This is a genomic window from Mesorhizobium sp. M0052 (assembly GCF_040323255.1).
Taxonomy (GTDB): Bacteria; Pseudomonadota; Alphaproteobacteria; order Rhizobiales; family Rhizobiaceae; genus Mesorhizobium.
Window position 1 is genome coordinate 164837 of sequence record NZ_JAMYUS010000002.1, and the last position, 18601, is coordinate 183437.

An 18601-nucleotide genomic window follows, 5' to 3' on the forward strand; every position below is an offset into this window, starting at 1 on the left:
AATCACCCTCCGAGGAAACGTTCATGACCGGCAAGACCGCGTTCGAGACCCGCTACGGCTTCGCCCGCAATGAGGTGCTGCTCTCCAACTGGCGCGAAAGCCCGTTCAACCGCTGGTCATTCCAGAACCTTGGCGAACTGGTGCCGACCGCTCCCGTGGCGGCGACGCCGGGAAGCGTCGAAGCGCCGGTGCGGGACCTGAGCGGCCTGCTCGGCGAAAAGGTTTCGATCGCCAGCGCCCCGGAAACGGTGGCCGAATTCCTCACACGTTCGAGCAGCGACGCGCTGACGGTGATGAAGGCTGGCAAGGTCATCGGCGACTGGTTCGCGCCCAATATGGATTTCGGCGCCCGTCACATCATCTTTTCGATCAGCAAATCGGTCACCGCCATCATCGCCGGAATACTGGAAGGCGAGGGCGTGTTCGACCCGGAAGCGCCGGTGACCCAGTACATTCCGGAAGCCGCCGGCTCGGCCTATGCCGATGCAAGCTGCCGGCATGTGCTCGACATGAGCGTCAGCCTCGATTTCGAGGAGGCCTATCTCGATCCCGAAAGCGCCTTTGCCCGTTACCGCCGCGCGACGCTGTGGAATCCGGGCGGCGGCACTGAAAGCTTGCGCGAATTCATTCTGACCTTGCAGCGGCTCGAAGAACCGCATGGCAAAACCTTCCGCTACCGTTCGCCCAATTCCGATCTGCTCGGCCTGCTGCTCGAACGAGCTTCCGGCCAGCGCTTCCCCGACCTGATGCGCGAGAAACTGTGGCTGCCGCTGGGTGCTGTCAGCGAGGCTTCGATCGGCGTCGACATGGAAGGTACGGCGCGCACCGCCGGCGGCATTTCGGTGACGCCGCGCGACCTGGCGCGTATCGGCGAGATGATGCGGCAGGGCGGCACGGCCAATGGCCGGCGCATCGTGCCGGAAGGCTGGGTGCGCGATACGACCGTTGCCGGCGGCAGCGCGGAGGCCTGGCAGCGCGGCACGATGGTGCATCTGTTCCCGAAGGGCCGCTATCGCAACAAGTGGTACCAAACGGGTGCGGCAAACGGTGCTTTCTGCGGCATCGGCATCCATGGCCAATGGCTCTACGTCGATCCGAAGACGGAAGTGGTGATTGCAAAAATGGGGTCGCAGCCGGTGCCTGAAGATTATCCGCTCGAACGCGAGATCGTTGCCTTTTTCGAGGCGCTGAGCGGGATGGTCTGAGGACGAGCCAAGGCAAGGCGCTTTCCTGTGGACCTCTTTGACGCTTGAGAACACTGCGGTTGGCGTGACGGACATCAGCGCCTATGGTCGCCGCTCTTTGCGACAGGGACCAGCATGGCAGCAGACAGCAAACGCATCGCATCCATCATCGCGGCAGAGATCGGGGCGCGGCCGGAGCAAGCATCAGCAGCTATAGGGTTGCTCGATGAGGGCGCGACGGTGCCGTTTGTGGCGCGCTACCGCAAGGAGGTCACCGGCGGGCTCGATGACACCCAATTGCGCGACCTTGCCGAGCGATTGGCCTATCTGCGCGAACTCGATGCGCGCCGCGATACCATTCTCGGTTCGATCCGCGAGCAGGGCAAGCTGACCGAGGAACTTGAGGCCAAAATTGTGGCTGCCGCCACTAAGGCTGAACTGGAAGACATCTACCTGCCCTACAAGCCCAAGCGCCGCACCAAGGCCGAGATCGCCCGGGAGCGCGGGCTGGGGCCATTGGCGGAGGCTATTTTGGCCAACCGGTCGTTGGTGCCCGCCGAGGCGGCGCTGGCTTATGTGACCGAGGATTTGACCGACGCCAAGGCCGCACTGGAAGGCGCACGCGACATCCTGTCGGAACAGTTCGCGGAAAATGCCGATCTGGTCGGCAAGCTTCGCACCTACATGAAGGAGCGCGCTTTCATGCGTGCCCGTGTCGTCGACGGTAAGCAGGAGGCCGGGGCGAAATTCTCCGACTATTTCGAGCATGTCGAGCGCTGGGCCAATGTTCCGAGCCACCGTGCGCTGGCCATGCTGCGCGGCCGCAACGAAGAGGTGTTGTCGCTCGACATAGAGGTCGATGCCGACGATGCCTCGCCGGTGAAGCCGGTCGAGCGGATGATCGCCAATGCCTACGCCATCGGCGGCAGCCTGCCGGGCGACCGCTGGCTGATGGAAGTCGCCGGCTGGACCTGGCGGATCAAGCTTTCGCTGCACCTGACGCTCGATTTGATGCGTGACCTGCGCGAGCGGGCGGAGGAAGAGGCGATCCATGTCTTTGCACGCAACCTCAAGGATTTGCTGCTGGCAGCGCCCGCCGGATCGCGGCCGACCATGGGGCTCGATCCCGGCATCCGCACCGGCGTCAAGGTCGCGGTGGTAGATGGCACCGGCAAGGTGCTGGCGACGACGACGGTCTATCCATTTCCGCCGCGGAACGATGTGCGCGGCACGCAGGCGGAACTCGCCAAGCTCATCCGCCTGCACAAGGTCGAGCTGATCTCGATTGGCAACGGCACCGGCAGCCGCGAGACTGAAAAGCTGGTCGCCCACATGCTGTCCGACATGCCTTCGGATGGTGGGCCAAAGCCGCTCAAGGTGATCGTCAGCGAGGCCGGCGCCTCGGTCTATTCGGCCTCGGCGACAGCGGCGGCTGAGTTTCCCGGGCTCGACGTGTCGCTGCGCGGTGCGGTGTCGATCGCCAGGCGCCTGCAGGACCCGCTCGCCGAACTGGTCAAGATCGAGCCGAAATCGATCGGCGTTGGCCAGTACCAGCATGATGTCGACCAGTACCGGCTTGGCCGCTCGCTGGAGGCGGTGGTGGAGGACGCGGTGAATGCTGTCGGCGTCGATCTCAACACCGCCTCGGCGCCGCTTTTGGCCCGCGTGTCAGGCCTAGGCGCGTCGCTTGCCGATGCCATTGTCGCGCATCGCGATGCGACCGGGCCGTTCGCCAGCCGCAAGGAACTGCTCAAGGTGGCGCGGCTTGGACCGCGCGCGTTCGAACAATCCGCAGGCTTCCTGCGCATTGCCAATGGCAGCGAGCCGCTCGACGCCTCGTCGGTCCATCCGGAAGCCTATGGCGTGGCCAAGAAGATCGTCGCTGCCTGCGGCCGCGATGTGCGCTCGCTGATGGGCGACAGCGCAGCGCTCAAGGCGCTCGATCCGCGAGTCTTCGTCGACGAACGCTTCGGCCTGCCGACGGTGCGCGACATCATTGCCGAGCTGGAAAAGCCCGGCCGCGACCCGCGCCCCGGCTTCAAGACCGCAACCTTTGCCGATGGCATCGACGACATCAAGGATCTGAAGCCCGGCATGCTTCTGGAAGGCACCGTTACCAATGTCGCTGCCTTCGGCGCCTTCGTCGATATCGGCGTGCACCAGGACGGGCTGGTGCATGTCTCGCAACTGGCCGACCGTTTCATCAAGGACGCGCATGAGGTGGTGAAGGCCGGCAACGTGGTGAAGGTGCGGGTCGTCGATGTCGACATCAAGCGCAAGCGCATCGCGCTGTCCATGCGCAAGGACGGCGGCGAGGGCGGGACGCCGAAGGGGCCGCGCGACAATGGCGGCGGCAAGCCGGCGCAACCTTCGCCGATGCCGCAGCGTCAGCCGGTACGACCGGCACAGCAAGGCGCGTTTGGCGCAGCACTGGCCGATGCCTTGAAGCGGAAGTAGCCTCGAATGGTTCCTTGCAATCGCTAGAGCGTTATCTACCATCCTTGTGTGGAGATACGCGCGATATGGCAAGTTTCGAGAAAGTGAGTGTCCAAGAGTTGGGGCGTCTTTGGGACGAGGGCATGGCGAGTGGCAGTTCGGTCGATGGAGACCAGGCTTTCGCCCGGATCAACAGCAAGCTCGATGCGAAAGTTGCCGAACGCAAGTCGCAAAAACGCTGCGCTTCCAGCCGGAAACCGAGCCGATGAAGCGGAAGTAGCTACCAGGCCAGAACGGCCGGTTCCTTCTCAACCTGGCTCAGCAGCCAGTCGCGAAAGCTGACGACGGGCGGGTGGCCGCGCTTGTCGTTCGGGACGACGAGGTAGTAGGCGCTGCGGCTTTGCATCGGCTGTCCCGGCGCCGGCACGAGCTCACCGCGCTGCAATTCGCCGGCGATAAGAACTTGCGGCAGGAGCGCGACGCCAAGCCCCGCCATGCAGGCTTGGGCAACGGTGCCGAATTGCTCGAACTGCATGCCGGGTCCGATCGGTGCGCTCAAGCCCTGTTCCTCGAACCATTCGCCCCAGGCCCCGGGACGCGTCGCCATGTGCAGCAGCGGCAGGCGGCTGATGTCGGCCGCGGTGGTGATATCGCGGCTGGCAAGGAAGTCTGGCGAGACCACCGGCATTACGGTCTCGCGCATCAGAAGCGTGGAGTCGGCGTCCGGCCAGTCGGGCTGGCCATGATGGATGGCGGCGTCGAGCCGCTCGCGGGCGAAGTCGAAGCGGCCGATGCGGGTGACAAAGTTGATGGTGATGTCAGGGTTTTCTGCGACGAAATCCGGGATCAGCGGCATCAGCCAACGCGTGCCGAAGGTCGGCAGTATGGCGAGGTTCAGCATGCCGCTATGCCGATTGCTCATCAATCCGAGCGCCGCGTCGTGCAATTGCCCGAGTGCCGCCCGCACGGCTTCGGCATAGATTTCGCCCGCCGTGGACAGCCGAACATTGCGGCTGTCGCGCTCGAACAGCCGGCGGCCGAACTGTTCCTCCAGAAGGGCTATCTGGCGGCTGACGGCCCCTTGGGTCAAATTGAGTTCCTGGGCGGCAGCGGTGAAGGAGCCAAGGCGGGCCACGGCCTCGAAGGCGGCAAGGGCGCTGGTGCTGGGTAAAAGCCGGCGTTGGACGTTCATGATCCATTACTAAACCTCATTGATCTGTGATGCAATTTTGTTTGATTTTTCCGAAGCGGAGGTGGATAAGCCCGAGCACTTCAAGATTTGGGAGAGGGCGAAGCCATGGCCGCCGACAAGAACGCGTTCGTCTGGGAAGACCCCTTCCTGATCGAGAACCAGCTTTCCGAGGATGAGCGTATGGTGCGCGATGGCGCGGCCGCCTTTGCCGCCGACAAGCTCGCGCCGCGCATCGAGGAGGCCTATCTCGAGGAAAAGACCGATGCCGGCATCTTTCGCGAGATGGGCGAGGCCGGCCTGCTCGGCATCACCATCCCTGAGGAATATGGCGGGCTCGGCGCCAATTACGTCACCTACGGGTTGGTGGCGCGCGAGGTCGAGCGGGTCGATTCCGGCTACCGCTCGATGATGTCGGTGCAATCGTCGCTGGTGATGTACCCCATCCATGCCTATGGCACGGAAGAGCAGCGCAAGAGATACCTGCCGAAGCTGGCTTCGGGCGAATGGATCGGCTGTTTCGGCCTGACCGAGCCGGATGCCGGTTCCGATCCGGGCGGCATGAAGACGCGGGCCGAGAAGACGGCGAACGGCTACAAGATTTCCGGCTCGAAAATGTGGATATCCAACGCGCCGATCGCCGACGTGTTCGTGGTCTGGGCGAAGCTGAAGGGCGACAACGGCAAGGACGAAATCCGCGGTTTCGTGCTGGAGAAGGGCATGAAGAGGCTGTCGGCGCCGAAGATCGGCGGCAAGCTCAGCCTTAGGGCCTCGATCACCGGCGAGGTGGTGATGGAAGGCGTCGAGGTTGGCGAAGACGCGCTGCTGCCCAACGCCAGGGGCCTCGGCGGCCCATTCGGCTGCCTCAACCGGGCCCGCTACGGCATTTCCTGGGGCGCGATGGGCGCCGCCGAGGATTGCTGGCACCGGGCCCGGCAGTATGGACTCGACCGCAAGCAGTTCGGCAAGCCGCTCGCCGGCACGCAGCTGTTCCAGAAAAAGCTCGCCGACATGCAGACCGAGATCGCGCTGGGCCTGCAGGGCTCGCTGCGCGTCGGGCGGCTGATGGATGAAGGCAAGATGGCCCCGGAAATGATCTCGATCGTCAAGCGCAACAATTGCGGCAAGGCGCTCGACATCGCGCGCCAGGCCCGCGACATGCATGGCGGCAACGGCATCCAGATCGGCTACCACGTCATGCGCCATGCGCAGAACTTGGAGACGGTCAACACCTATGAAGGCACGCATGACGTGCATGCGCTGATTTTGGGACGGGCGCAGACGGGGATACAGGCGTTTTTCTAAGCTGTGCCGAATTCAAGTGAGGCCGGCCTGCAAATGGCCGATACCTGCGCTTCCGGTGCTCGCGTGCCAAAAGTACGCTCTGCTCCGGTTCTCGGTATCAGCCATTTTCGACTCGGCCTGACCTGAATCTCGACACAGCGTAGCCGGCTTCGGCTGCTTAATTTAGGTGCAGCGCAACATCTCTGCTTGGAGAATGGCCAATAGATGTGTCAGGGTTCGGCTGAAGAAACGCCGATCTCCGGGGCCCCATGGCAATACTGGCAGCCGTCTACCACCTGACCCATTACAAATATGACCGGCCGGTGGTTCTCGGGCCCCAGGTCATCAGGCTGCAGCCGGCACCGCATTCCCGCACCAAGGTGCTCAGCCATTCGCTGAAGGTCGGGCCGGCGAACCACTTCGTCAATCTGCAGCAGGACCCCTACGGCAATTTCCTGGCCCGCTTCGTCTTCCCGGAACCAGTGACGGAATTGAAGATCGAGGTCGACCTCGTCGCCGACATGACGGTCTACAATCCGTTCGATTTCTTCGTCGAGCCATCGGCCGAGACCTTCCCGTTCGAGTACCCCGAAGACATCAGGGACGATCTCGCCATCTACCGCACGCCGGAGCCGGCGGGGCCGCTGCTGTCGGCTTTCCTCGCAACCATCGACCGTAGCGCCACCAACACCGTCAATTTCGTCGTCGACCTCAATGCGCGGCTGCAGCGGGAGATCGCCTATATCGTGCGGATGGAAACCGGCGTGTTCTCGCCGGAGGAAACGCTGGCCGCGAAAAAGGGATCGTGCCGGGATTCGAGCTGGCTGCTGGTGCAAATTCTCAGGAATCTCGGCCTCGCCGCGCGTTTCGTCTCAGGCTATCTGATCCAGCTGAAGCCCGATCTGGTCGCGCTCGATGGCCCAGCCGGAACCGCCGTCGACTTCACCGACCTGCACGCCTGGTGCGAGGTCTATCTGCCGGGCGCCGGCTGGATCGGCTTCGATCCGACGTCCGGCCTGCTCACCGGCGAAAGCCATGTGCCGCTGGCGGCCACGCCGCATTTCCGCAACGCCGCGCCCATTTCCGGCATGGCGAGCTTTGCCAATGTCGAATTCGGCTTCGACATGCGTGTCGACCGCATCGCCGAACATCCGCGCATCACCAAGCCATTCTCGGACGAAAGCTGGCAGGCGCTGGATGCGCTGGGCAACAAGGTCGACGCCGCACTTCAAGCGGGTGATGTCAGGCTGACCATGGGCGGCGAGCCGACCTTTGTGTCGATCGACGATTTCGAGTCCGCCGAGTGGAACACCGCCGCCGTCGGCCCGACCAAGCGCGAAAAGGCCGATGCGCTGATCCGTAAATTGCGCGAACGCTTCGCGCCGGGCGGCTTCCTCCACTACGGCCAGGGCAAATGGTATCCGGGCGAAAGCCTGCCGCGCTGGACCTTTTCGCTCTATTGGCGCACCGACGGCCAGCCGGTGTGGAGCGATCCGTCGCTGATCGCACGCGAAAAGAGCGATGCAAAGGTGGGGCCGCTGCAGGCCGAGAGCTTGCTGACGGCAATCGCCGGCGAACTCGGCATCGACAAGGCGATGGTCAGCGAGGCCTATGAGGACCCGGCCGAATGGCTGCTGAAGGAAGGCAAGCTGCCCGACAATGTCGATCCGTCCAACTCCAAGCTGGAAGACCCGGAAGAGCGCAGCCGCATGGCGAAAGTGTTCGAGCGCGGGCTGACCAAGCCGTCGGGCTACGTGCTGCCGGTGCAGCGCTGGAACAGCCAGGCTTCGGACCCGCGCTGGCGCTCGGAGAAGTGGAAGACACGGCGCGGGCGGCTGTTCCTGGTGCCGGGCGATTCCCCTGTCGGTTACCGCCTGCCGCTGGGCACGCTGCCCTATGTGCCGCCGGCGCAGTTCCCCTATATTGTGCCGGTCGATCCGTCGCTGCCGCGTGGACCGCTGCCGGCGCGGGAAGCCATACTGCCAGAACCGGCTCCGGCCGAACAGGAAGGCGCCGACGAGATGGCGCGGCGCCAGCAGGCGGTATCGTTCACTGCGACGACCGGCCAGCAAGACCGGGTGGAGCAGGAGATCACCGAGATCGGCGGCGCGGTGCGTACAGCACTTTCGGTCGAGCCGCGCGACGGGCGGCTTTGCGTGTTCATGCCGCCGGTCGAGGCGCTGGAAGATTATCTCGAACTGGTCGCAGCCGCAGAAAACGCGGCCAAGGCGATCCGCCTTCCCGTGCATATCGAAGGCTATGGACCGCCGCACGATCCGCGCCTCAACGTCATCAGGGTGGCACCCGATCCCGGCGTCATCGAGGTCAACATCCATCCGGCTGCCAACTGGCAGGACTGCGTGGCGACGACGACGGCGATTTACGAGGAAGCACGGCAGACACGGCTTGGCGCCGACAAGTTCATGATCGATGGCCGCCACACCGGTACCGGCGGCGGCAACCATGTTGTGGTCGGCGGCGCAACGCCCAATGACAGCCCGTTCCTGCGCCGGCCCGATTTGTTGAAGAGCCTGGTGCTACAATGGCAGCGGCGCCCGTCGCTGTCTTATCTATTCTCCGGCCTGTTCATCGGCCCGACCAGCCAGGCGCCGCGCTTCGACGAGGCGCGGCATGACTCGCTTTACGAACTCGAGATCGCGATGGCGCAGGTGCCGCATCCCGACCAGGGCAACGCACCGCTGCCTTGGCTGGTGGACCGACTGTTCCGAAATCTGTTGACTGACGTCACCGGCAATACGCACCGCTCGGAAATCTGCATCGACAAGCTGTTTTCGCCCGATGGCCCGACCGGCCGGCTTGGGCTTGTCGAGTTCCGCGGTTTCGAGATGCCGCCCAATGCGCGCATGTCGCTGGCGCAGCAATTGCTGGTGCGCGCCATCATCGCCCGTGCGTGGAAGAACCCGCTTGATGGCCGCTTCGTGCGCTGGGGCACCTCGCTCCATGACCGTTTCATGCTGCCGCATTATGTCTGGGCGGATTTCCTCGACGTGCTCGACGACCTCAAGCTCAACGGTTTCGAATTCCGGCCGGAATGGTTCGATGCCCAGCTGGAGTTCCGCTTTCCGTTCTGCGGCGAAGTCCAGCATGCCGGCATCAAGCTGGAACTGCGGCAGGCGCTGGAGCCGTGGCATGTGATGGGTGAGCAAGGGGCCATCGGCGGCACCGTGCGCTTCGTCGATTCCTCGGTCGAACGGCTGCAGGTCAGGACCGAAGGCCTCAACCCGGAACGTCATGCCATTGTCTGCAATGGCCGAATCGTGCCGATGAAGGTCACCGACAATCGCGAGGTCGCGGTGGCCGGTGTGCGCTTCAAGGCCTGGCAGCCTTCGTCGGGCCTGCATCCGGCGCTGCCGGTCAACACGCCTTTGGTCTTCGACATTTACGACCGTTGGACGGGGCGGGCGGTGGGCGGCTGCGTCTACCATGTCGCGCATCCAGGTGGGCGCAGCTACGACACGTTCCCGGTCAACGGCAATGAGGCCGAGGCGAGGCGTCTCGCCCGCTTCGAGCCGCGCGGCCATACGCCGTCGGCCTATGTGCTGCGCAATGAAGAAGCCTCTGAAGACTTCCCCATGACCCTTGACCTCAGGCGGCCAGCAAGACTCTGATCAGCGATGGCAAAGGGGAATCAGAAAAAGGTCCGCGGCAAGCCGCTGAGGCACAGTCTGCTGGAGCACTACCAGCCGATTGACGGCGTCGTCGACGAGATGGTCGATGCTTCGGGCCATCCGCGTCCGGCCTGGGCGCCCTTCATCGAGGCGCTGGAGGAGCTGGGTCCCGAAAAGCTGGGCCAGCGCTTTGCCCGCGCCGACCAGTATCTGCGCGACGCCGGCGTTTATTATCGCGTCTACGACAAGGCCGGCGCCAACGAGCGCGAATGGCCACTGGCGCATATCCCGCTGCTGATCGAAGACAAGGAATGGGCAGGGATCAGCGCCGGTCTCGTCCAGCGGGCCGACCTTTTCGAGGAGATAGTCGCTGATATCTACGGGCCGAACCGGCTGATCGAGAAGGGAATCCTGCCGGCAGGCCTGATTGCGGCGAGCCCCGAATATTTGCGCCCCGTCGTCGGCACCATGCCGGCCAGCGGTCATTTCCTGCATTTTTGCGCCTTCGAGCTCGGCCGTGGGCCGGATGGAAGCTGGTGGGTGCTGGGCGACCGCACGCAGGCGCCGTCGGGCGCCGGCTTTGCGCTGGAAAACCGCGTCGCCACGACGCGGGCTTTGTCCGACATCTATGGCGAGATGCATGTGCATCGCCTGGCCGGTTTCTTCCGTCGCTTTCGCGATGCTCTGATCGGCATGGCGAAGGAGAATGACGGCCGCGTCGCCATTCTGACGCCGGGGCCGCTCAACGAGACGTATTACGAGCACGCCTATATCGCCCGCTATCTCGGCATCATGCTGCTCGAGGGCGAGGATCTGACCGTCGCCGGCGGCAAGCTGATGGTGCGCACGGTTTCGGGGCTGATGCCGATCAGCGTGCTGTGGCGGCGGCTCGATGCCGCCTTCGCCGATCCGCTGGAACTGCGGCCAGACTCGCATATCGGCACCCCGGGGCTGGTCGAGGCGATCCGCCGCGGCACGGTTTCGACGGTCAATGCGCTGGGTTCGGGCTTGATGGAAACCCGGGCGCTGCTCGCTTTCCTGCCGAAGATTTCGCGCGCATTGCGCGGCGAAGAACTTCTGTTGCCAAGCGTCGCCACCTGGTGGTGCGGGCAAGCAACCGAACGGGCCCATGTGCTTGCCAATATCGATCGCTTGGTGATCGGTCCGGCGCTGTCGACGCGGCTGGCCTTCGAGGATGACGGCCAGACCAGGCTCGGTTCGGCACTGACGCCGGAGGAACGCATCGCGCTGATTGCGCGCATCGAGAGCGATGGCAGCGGTTTCGTCGGCCAGGAAGCGGTGACGCTGTCGACGACGCCGGTCTATGTCGGCGGCTGGCTGGAACCGCGACCGGCAAGCCTGCGCGTCTATCTGGCGCGCACGCCCGATGGCTGGACGGTAATGCCGGGCGGTTTCGCCCGTGTCGGCCTTTCGCTCGACCCGACGGCTATCGCCATGCAGCGCGGCGGCCAGGCGGCCGACGTCTGGGTGGTCAGCGACCGGTCGGTCGAGCGCGAGACGCTGCTGCCGCAGGAGCATGACAGCTTTGTCCGCACCATGCCGGGCAGCCTGCCCAGCCGCGCGGCGGAAAACCTGACCTGGCTCGGCCGCTATATCGAGCGCTCGGAGGATACGGTTCGCATCCTGCGCGCCTATCATGTGCGGCTGGCCGAGACGTCCGATCCTGACATGCTGCTGCTCGCCGATATCAGGGACTATCTCGAACCCTTCGGCGTCGATCTCGAAGCGGCCATTCCGCCCGGATTGATCGGCACGCTGGACAGCGCCGTCTACAGCGCCGGACAGATCCGCGACCGCTTTTCGCCCGATGGCTGGCTGGCGCTGAAGGACCTGTCGAAGACCATTCATCAGTTCGCCACCACGGTGGCGCCGGGTGACGACGCGACACGGGCGATGACGGTCATGCTGCGCAAGCTCGCCGGTTTCTCTGGCCTGTTGCACGAGAATATGTACCGTTTCACCGGCTGGCGTTTCCTCGAGATCGGCCGGCGGATCGAGCGCGGCATCCAGATCGCCCGTACTCTAGCCCGACTGACAAGGTCCGGTGCGCCGGACGGCTCGCTCGACATGATGCTGGAGATCGGCGACAGCGTCATGACCCACCGCCGGCAATATCCGGTGCGGGCCGGACGGCGCACGGTGATCGACCTCTTGGCGCTCGACCCACTCAACCCGCGCTCGATCCTGTTCCAGCTCGAACGGCTGAAGGCGGAGATCGGCCTGTTGCCCTCGGTCGGCCCGGAGGGGCAGATGTCGCTAGCGGCCAAGGAAATCCTGCAGCTCAACACGGCAATTGCCGTCATGGAGCCATCGGAGATATCGGCGGAGGTGCTGGACGATCTCGCAACTGAGATCGGCAACCTCTACAGCAGCCTGGCTAAAGCGTATTTCGGTTAACATGCTGTACGATATCAGGCTTCATCTCAGCTACGATTATGACGCCGCGGCCGGCGGCAGCCGGCATCAAGTGCGTGTATTGCCGCCGACCATTGCCGGCGTTCAGCGCGTGATCGCGGCCTCGCTTTCGTTTGTGCCGACCCCATCGGAGCGCACGGATTTTGCCGATTTCTTCCGCAACAATGTCACCGCGATCGCCTTTCGCGACGTCCATGACGGGCTCGACATCAGAATGAGCGCGCGCGTGTCGGTGTCGCGGCCGGAGCCTGGGCTCGACGTGTCGCCCGATCTGCAGCGCCTGTGGGAAGAACTCGGCGCCGTACGGTCACTGGCGCCGGATGCACCGCATCACTTTCTCGCCGCCAGCGATCATGCCGGCATCGATGCGGCGATCACCGCCTATGCCCGCGACAGCGCCGGCGGCTCGACGGTCGGCATGGCCATCGATCTGTGCAACCGCATCCACCGCGACTTCACCTATGACGGGGAAGCGACCACGGTGCGTACCGGGGCCAGCGATGCCTTCCGTTTGAAGCGGGGCGTGTGCCAGGACTTCTCCCACATCATGATCGCCGGCCTGCGCGGGCTAGGTATTCCTGCGGGTTATGTCAGCGGCTTCCTGCGCACCATTCCACCGAAAGGGAAGCCGCGGCTCGAAGGCGCCGATGCCATGCATGCCTGGGTTAAGGTGTGGTGTGGGCGCGATGCCGGCTGGCAGGAATTCGACCCGACCAATGGCATGCGGGCCAGCAACGACCACATCACCGTTGGCTATGGCCGCGACTATTCCGACGTGGCTCCGATCGTCGGCGTGCTGAAAACCACCGGCGGCCAGGTCGGCGACCAGGCCGTCGACGTCATTCCGGTTGCGCTCGAGAAGGCCTGACAGCCTCGAAGCACAGCTTCTCAACAACGTCCATGCCCGTTATGCTCGGTCGAAACTTCGGGGAGGATCGGTCGGCAGGCATGCTGATGCGGAGTTCGGTATTGACGGCAATCAGTGTCATCATCCCGGCGCACAATGCGGCGGCAACCATAGCGGCCACGCTGGCCTCGCTTCGTTCCGAAGCCGAGGTTATCGGCGAGGTGCTGCTGGTCGACGATTCCTCCTCGGACGGGACGGCAGAAGCCGCGCTGAATGCCGCCACGCAATTCTCGTTGCCGTTGCGCGTGCTCATGAGCAACTGCCGGGACGCGGGCGGCTCCCGCAATGTGGCGCTGGCGCAGGCGCAATGCTCCTGGATCTACCTGATCGACGCCGACGACTTGCATCTGGAGGGCGGGCTGCGGTCGATGCTGGTCCGGGCGGGGGAGCAGCCGGCCGCCGACATGGTGATCGGCGCCTACCGTCGGCGCACCGATGGCGAGAACCGGAACCTCAAGCTTCCAGCCGGCTACATAGAAGACGGTATAGCCAATGCCTCGGCCTATCTGGAAGGTCACATTCGCTCGATCGCCGTGGGCAGTGCGCTGGTTTCCCGGCGCGTCGTCGGCGACACGCGCTTCCCGACCGGGCTTGCCTATGACGAGGACACGCTGTTCTGGTCCAGGCTGATGGGCAGGGCGTCGCTTGCCCTGATCGTGCATCCCGTCATGATCTACCACGTTTCGGCAGTGCGTTCCGATGATCGCTTCATCACCAGGCCGGTGCGCCGCTTTCTCGACTGGCGGCTGGCGCTGCGCGAGCTGACTGACTGTGGCATCCCACTATCGTCGCTAAAAACCAGGGAGGGGCTGGTCGCCCTCAAGATCGCCAGGGTTCACTATGCGCGCGGCGATCTGGAGACGGCGGCGCGGTTCCTGAGGATCGCGGCGGCGGCGCCGAAGGTGCGGTCGAACACCTGGCGTTGCAGGCGCTACCAGCTGAAGCTGGCGCTGCGGCGCTGGCTTTCCTCTCCGCGCGTCCAGTTGCAACGTGCCTGAATCAGCCCCGCCGCAGCTTGCCGTCATTGTCATCGGCTATCGCGCGCCGGCTCAAATCGTCGAGGCTGTGACATCCCTGCTGGATCAGAATGCGCCGCTCGAGATCATGGTGGTCAACTCGGGCGGAGGTGAGGTCCTGGCGCTGCTGACCGGCGCCGGGGTCAAGGTGCCAGTGATGGAGGTCGGTCGAAGGCTGTTTGTCGGCGCAGCCCGCAATCTCGGCATTGCGGCCACCAAAGGCCTTTCGTTGCCTTTCTTGCCGATGATTGCCTCGCCTGTTCGGGCTGGGCCGAGGCACGGATGCAGCGGCATCTGGCTGGCGACCGCGCCGTGGCGAGCGCGATGGTGAATAGCCATCCGCGCAATCTGATCGCCTGTGCGGCTCATCTGATCATGTTCATGCGACGGCTTCCCGGTCTGCCGTCGGATCGTGCCCTGCGTTACGGCGTGTCGTTCGATCGGCGGCTGTTCGATGAATATGGCTTGTTCGATGAAACCATGCCTGCTGCCGAAGACACCGAATTTCTGGGGCGGCTGCCGCAGGAACTGCAGCCGGTCTGGGAGCCTAAGGTGCAAACCGTTCATCGCAACGAAACCCGGCTGTCCAGATTGCTTGCCGATCAGTACAGGCGCGGCTGTCGCCGCGGCGATTACCTCGCAGCGTCCGCCCTGAACACTCCGTTTCGGTGTTTTCGCGACACGTTTCGCGATCGGCGGAATGCCCGCAAGCTGGCGAAGATCGGGCTTTCCGATCGGGATCGAACTTTCGCGATGATGTCGATGCCAATTGTCTGGCTTGCCCTGCTGGTCAAATCCGTGGGTGTCTATATTGGCGTGCGAAATCGCGTGAAAGCGGCAACAAGAAAATGATAACGAGCCAAATCAAGCCTCGACGCTTGCGACGGAGCCGACTGTTCTGGACGCGCCAGAGAACGGTCGCAGTTTTCAGCTATCGTTATGACGCGCATCTGGTTGCCGATCTGATCACCAATATCGATCCGGTCGTTGACGGCTGGATTGCCTATGACGATCGCGGGGCGACCGGCGTGTTCAGCAGCGAGCCGCAGCGGCGGCGGATCTTACTCGACGCAGCGCATGAAGCTGCCGCCGACTGGATCCTGGCTATTGATCCCGATGAGCGGCTGGAACGCGGTACCGCGGAGCGGATCGGACAGCTGACGGGGGATTACAGGCGCACGGCCTGGGGGTTCCGGCTCCGCGAATTGTATTCGCCGACCGAGTACCGGGTCGACGGGCTGTGGGCCGAAAAGTTCCAGTATCGTCTGTTCAGAGCCTACGATCCGGCGAAGTACCGACCAGAGGACCTGCACGGGCTCTGGTATCCTCCCGATCTTGGTTTCAAGGCCCGCAACAGCGGGCTCAACCTCTATCATTTAAAGATGATGGAGCCGAAGCGGCGGATCGCCCGCCGCAATCTCTACCACCACCTTGATCCAAAGGGGCTCCTGCAGGATGTGGGCTATGACTACCTTGCCGATGAGGCAGGGGCCGTGTTCGAACAGATTCCGCCCGGGCGCGACTACCATCCGCCTCACGTCGACGATGGCGGCCTCTGGATGGCCGTGCCGGCTGGTGCCACCATTGGTGGACCCGACCACATTCCATAGCAACGGGGTGGAACCAGCAGTCGGCTTGGCGCTTATCTACGAGAAAAATTTCGTGGAGCGGGCATGCTTGACAAATCTGGGACGCCATCCGGCCGGTCGGCTGCCGGACAGGGGGACGATGGAGCGCCGAAGAACGGCGCGCAGACCGCTGCCGAACAGGCCTCGCTCACCTATATCAGCGACAGCGAGCCGGGGATCCGGCGCCTGAAGGCGGGCGAAGGCTTTTCCTACAAGGGCGCGAAAGGACAGGCCGTCGGCGCGGCAGCCATTGCCCGCATCAAGGCGCTGGCCATTCCGCCGGCATGGACGGATGTGTGGATCTCGCCCGATCCCGCCGGCCACATCCAGGCGACCGGCCGCGACCAGCGCGGGCGCAAACAGTACCGCTACCATCCGCTGTGGGCCGCCGAGCGCGACGGCGCCAAATACTCCAGCCTTGTCGCCTTTGCCGAAAGCCTGCCGGAGCTTCGCCGCCGGATCGATGCCGATCTGCGCCGCCGTGGCCTGCCGGCCGAGCGCGTCGTGGCGGCAATTGTCTGGCTGCTCGACAACACGATGATCCGGGTCGGCAATGCCGCCTATGCCCGCGACAACAAGAGCTTTGGGCTGACGACGCTACGCGACCGCCACGTCGACATCAAGGGATCCAGCCTGCGCTTTGCCTTCAAGGGCAAGTCCGGCAAGGAATGGAAGTTGAAGCTGGTCGACCGCCGCATCGCCCGGGTCGTGCGCGGCGCGCAGGATATTCCGGGGCAGCAACTGTTCCAATATCTCGACGAGGACGGCGAGAGGCATGGAGTGCGCTCCGACGATGTCAACCGCTATATCCGCGACGCGATCGGCGCCAATTTCAGCTCCAAGCATTTCCGCACCTGGGGCGGCACCATCCATGCCGCGTCGCTGTTTGCGCGGACGGAGCTTCCCCAAAGCCAGGCGCAGACCAAGCGTGTGATGAACGCGGTCATCGACAAGGTGGCCGAGCGGCTCGGTAACACACGCGCCGTCTGCCGCAAATGCTACATCCATCCACAGGTTTTCGAAGCCTGGGTGGAAGGGCGGCTGCTTAGCGAAATGACCGAGGCCAACAAGCGCAAGCGATCGATAGACGGTCTCGATGATGAAGAGGCTCTTGTGCTGAGATGGTTGAAGGCAAGCGAAGGCTGACAAAATGGCGTAACTTTTTTGTCGACGCCATGTCGGCATAGGCCCTACTGTTTCGTCCTTTGAGACAGAAAAGGACCTCCCATGCTCTACGCTATCCTCTGCTATGCCTCCGAAGATGTCGTCTCCTCCTGGAGCAAGGCACAGGATGACGAGGTCATGGCAAAGCTCATGCATGTGCAGGAAAAATACGCTCAAGCCGGCCGGCTTGGGCCGGTGGCGCGGCTTTTGCCCACCACCGCCGCGACGACGCTGCGCAAGGTCAAGGGCGAATCGGTCGTCATCGACGGCCCGTTTGCCGAGACCAAGGAACAGTTCCTCGGCTTCTACACGCTGGAATGCGCCGATCTCGACGAGGCCGTCGAGTTCGCGCGCGAGCTTTCCGAGGTTAATCCCAGCGGCGGATCCTATGAGATCCGACCGGTTTCCGTCTTCAACCCAACCAGAGTAGCCACATGACAGACCTCGCCTGGATAAGCTCGGCGATCAGCGCTGCCCGCCCGCAGGCTATGGGTGCGCTGCTGCGCTATTTCCGCAATCTCGATACGGCGGAGGAAGCTTTCCAGGACGCGTGTCTGAGGGCACTCAAGAACTGGCCGCAGAACGGGCCGCCGCGCGATCCTGCGGCCTGGCTGATCTTTGTCGGCCGCAATACCGGCATCGACGCGGTGCGCAAGCGCGCCAAGCAGGCGCCGATGCCGGAAGAGGACCAGATCTCGGACCTCGAAGATGCCGAGAGCGATATCGCCGAACGGCTGGACGGCGCCCACTACCGCGACGACATATTGCGGCTCTTGTTCATCTGCTGCCATCCGGATCTGCCGCCTACGCAGCAGATCGCGGTGGCGTTGCGCATCGTCTCCGGTCTCACCGTCAAACAGATCGCGCGTGCGTTCCTGGTCGGCGAAAGCGCCATGGAACAGCGCATCACGCGCGCCAAGGCGCGCATTGCAGATGCCGGCGTGCCGTTCGAGACGCCCGGCGCGGTCGAGCGCTCGGAGCGGCTCGCCGCCGTCGCCGCCATGGTCTATCTGATCTTCAACGAAGGTTATTCCACCAACAGCGGCGAGGCGCCGGCGCGTGCGCCGCTTTGCGAGGAAGCGATCCGGCTGGCTCGCCTGTTGCTGCGGCTGTTCCAGACCGAGCCGGAGATCATGGGCCTGACGGCATTGCTTTTGCTGCAGCATGCGCGCGCGCCGGCCCGCTTCGACGAGAATGGCGAGATCGTGCTGCTCGACGACCAGGACCGCTCGCTGTGGAGCCGCAAGATGATCGACGAAGGCCTGGCGCTGGTCGACAAGGCCCTGCGCCACCAGAAGCCCGGACCCTACCAGGTGCAGGCGGCGATCGCCGCCCTTCATGCGCGGGCGGCAACCCCCGAGGAGACCGACTGGACAGAGATCGACCTGCTCTACAGCCTGCTGGAGGCGATGCAACCTTCGCCGGTGGTGACGCTGAACCGTGCCGTTGCGGTCGCCAAGGTGCGCGGGCCGGAAGCTGCCCTTGCCATGATAGAGCCGCTAGGCGAGAGGCTGTCCGGCTATTTCCACTTCTTCGGCCTCAAGGGCGGTCTGTTGATGCAGCTCGGCCGTGGCGAAGAGGCGCGTGTCGCCTTCGATCGCGCCATTGCGTTGGCCAACACGGCAGCGGAAGCCGCCCATATCCGCATGCATATCGACCGGCTGATGCGAGACGGAGCCGTGAAGGCGCCGGCGAAGACAGCGCACTAAGCCTATTTCTCCTCTGGCT

The 18601-nt window shown here is 64.1% G+C and carries 15 protein-coding genes; 14 read left to right on the top strand and 1 reads right to left on the bottom strand.

Translation table 11 applies throughout. The features are described from left to right. Positions 1-23: 23 nt before the first annotated feature. From NKJ77_RS03065 to NKJ77_RS03075, 3 genes are all read left to right on the top strand, one after another. Positions 24-1205 (top strand): serine hydrolase domain-containing protein, encoded by a 1182-nt coding sequence (locus NKJ77_RS03065; protein WP_023831526.1) that lies wholly within the window; start codon positions 24-26, stop codon positions 1203-1205. A gap of 114 nt (positions 1206-1319) precedes the next feature. Next, entirely contained in the window at positions 1320-3641 is a 2322-nt protein-coding gene (locus NKJ77_RS03070) for a Tex family protein (RefSeq protein ID WP_023831525.1), read from the top strand. 65 nt (positions 3642-3706) lie between these two features. Beyond that, positions 3707-3889, top strand: coding sequence for a hypothetical protein (locus NKJ77_RS03075; protein ID WP_023831524.1), 183 nt, complete (start codon positions 3707-3709; stop codon positions 3887-3889). A gap of 11 nt (positions 3890-3900) precedes the next feature. Here NKJ77_RS03075 and NKJ77_RS03080 read toward each other — a convergent pair whose 3' ends face one another. After that, on the bottom strand, positions 3901-4812 hold the full coding sequence (locus NKJ77_RS03080) for a LysR family transcriptional regulator (RefSeq protein WP_352534203.1): 912 nt from the start codon (positions 4810-4812) through the stop codon (positions 3901-3903). A 105-nt stretch (positions 4813-4917) separates the two neighbouring features. On the opposite strand from NKJ77_RS03080, the gene NKJ77_RS03085 reads away from it, so the two are divergent. The 11 genes from NKJ77_RS03085 to NKJ77_RS03135 all read left to right on the top strand — a co-directional run bounded on the left by NKJ77_RS03085 (position 4918) and on the right by NKJ77_RS03135 (position 18582). Beyond that, entirely contained in the window at positions 4918-6114 is a 1197-nt protein-coding gene (locus NKJ77_RS03085) for an acyl-CoA dehydrogenase (RefSeq protein ID WP_023831523.1), read from the top strand. A 248-nt stretch (positions 6115-6362) separates the two neighbouring features. Further along, positions 6363-9722 (top strand): transglutaminase family protein, encoded by a 3360-nt coding sequence (locus tag NKJ77_RS03090; protein ID WP_023831522.1) that lies wholly within the window; start codon positions 6363-6365, stop codon positions 9720-9722. 6 nt (positions 9723-9728) lie between these two features. Continuing rightward, the gene (locus tag NKJ77_RS03095) at positions 9729-12140 is read left to right on the top strand and encodes a circularly permuted type 2 ATP-grasp protein (protein ID WP_023831521.1); all 2412 of its coding nucleotides are present in this window, start codon (positions 9729-9731) and stop codon (positions 12138-12140) included. A gap of 1 nt (position 12141) precedes the next feature. Continuing rightward, positions 12142-13026: a transglutaminase family protein gene (locus NKJ77_RS03100; RefSeq protein ID WP_023831520.1), complete on the top strand. Its 885-nt coding sequence runs from the start codon at positions 12142-12144 to the stop codon at positions 13024-13026. Between the two features lie 101 nt (positions 13027-13127). Next, entirely contained in the window at positions 13128-14063 is a 936-nt protein-coding gene (locus NKJ77_RS03105) for a glycosyltransferase family 2 protein (protein ID WP_023831519.1), read from the top strand. Then, the gene (locus tag NKJ77_RS03110; RefSeq protein WP_352534206.1) at positions 14056-14412 is read left to right on the top strand and encodes a glycosyltransferase family 2 protein; all 357 of its coding nucleotides are present in this window, start codon (positions 14056-14058) and stop codon (positions 14410-14412) included. The genes NKJ77_RS03105 and NKJ77_RS03110 overlap by 8 nt, the downstream gene beginning before the upstream one ends. Continuing rightward, a complete protein-coding gene (locus tag NKJ77_RS03115) occupies positions 14364-14933 on the top strand; it encodes a hypothetical protein (RefSeq protein WP_023831516.1) in 570 nt (189 codons plus the stop codon). Before NKJ77_RS03110 ends, NKJ77_RS03115 begins: the two co-directional genes overlap by 49 nt. Continuing rightward, on the top strand, positions 14930-15691 hold the full coding sequence (locus tag NKJ77_RS03120) for a glycosyltransferase family protein (RefSeq protein WP_352534209.1): 762 nt from the start codon (positions 14930-14932) through the stop codon (positions 15689-15691). The genes NKJ77_RS03115 and NKJ77_RS03120 overlap by 4 nt, the downstream gene beginning before the upstream one ends. Positions 15692-15754: 63 nt before the next feature. Further along, a complete protein-coding gene (locus NKJ77_RS03125) occupies positions 15755-16855 on the top strand; it encodes a DNA topoisomerase IB (RefSeq protein ID WP_023831514.1) in 1101 nt (366 codons plus the stop codon). A gap of 81 nt (positions 16856-16936) precedes the next feature. Beyond that, the gene (locus tag NKJ77_RS03130; protein WP_023725131.1) at positions 16937-17311 is read left to right on the top strand and encodes a YciI family protein; all 375 of its coding nucleotides are present in this window, start codon (positions 16937-16939) and stop codon (positions 17309-17311) included. Further along, positions 17308-18582 carry an RNA polymerase sigma factor gene (locus NKJ77_RS03135; protein WP_023707663.1) on the top strand — a complete coding sequence of 425 codons (1275 nt, stop codon included), beginning with the start codon at positions 17308-17310 and terminating at the stop codon, positions 18580-18582. Before NKJ77_RS03130 ends, NKJ77_RS03135 begins: the two co-directional genes overlap by 4 nt. Positions 18583-18601 lie beyond the last annotated feature (19 nt).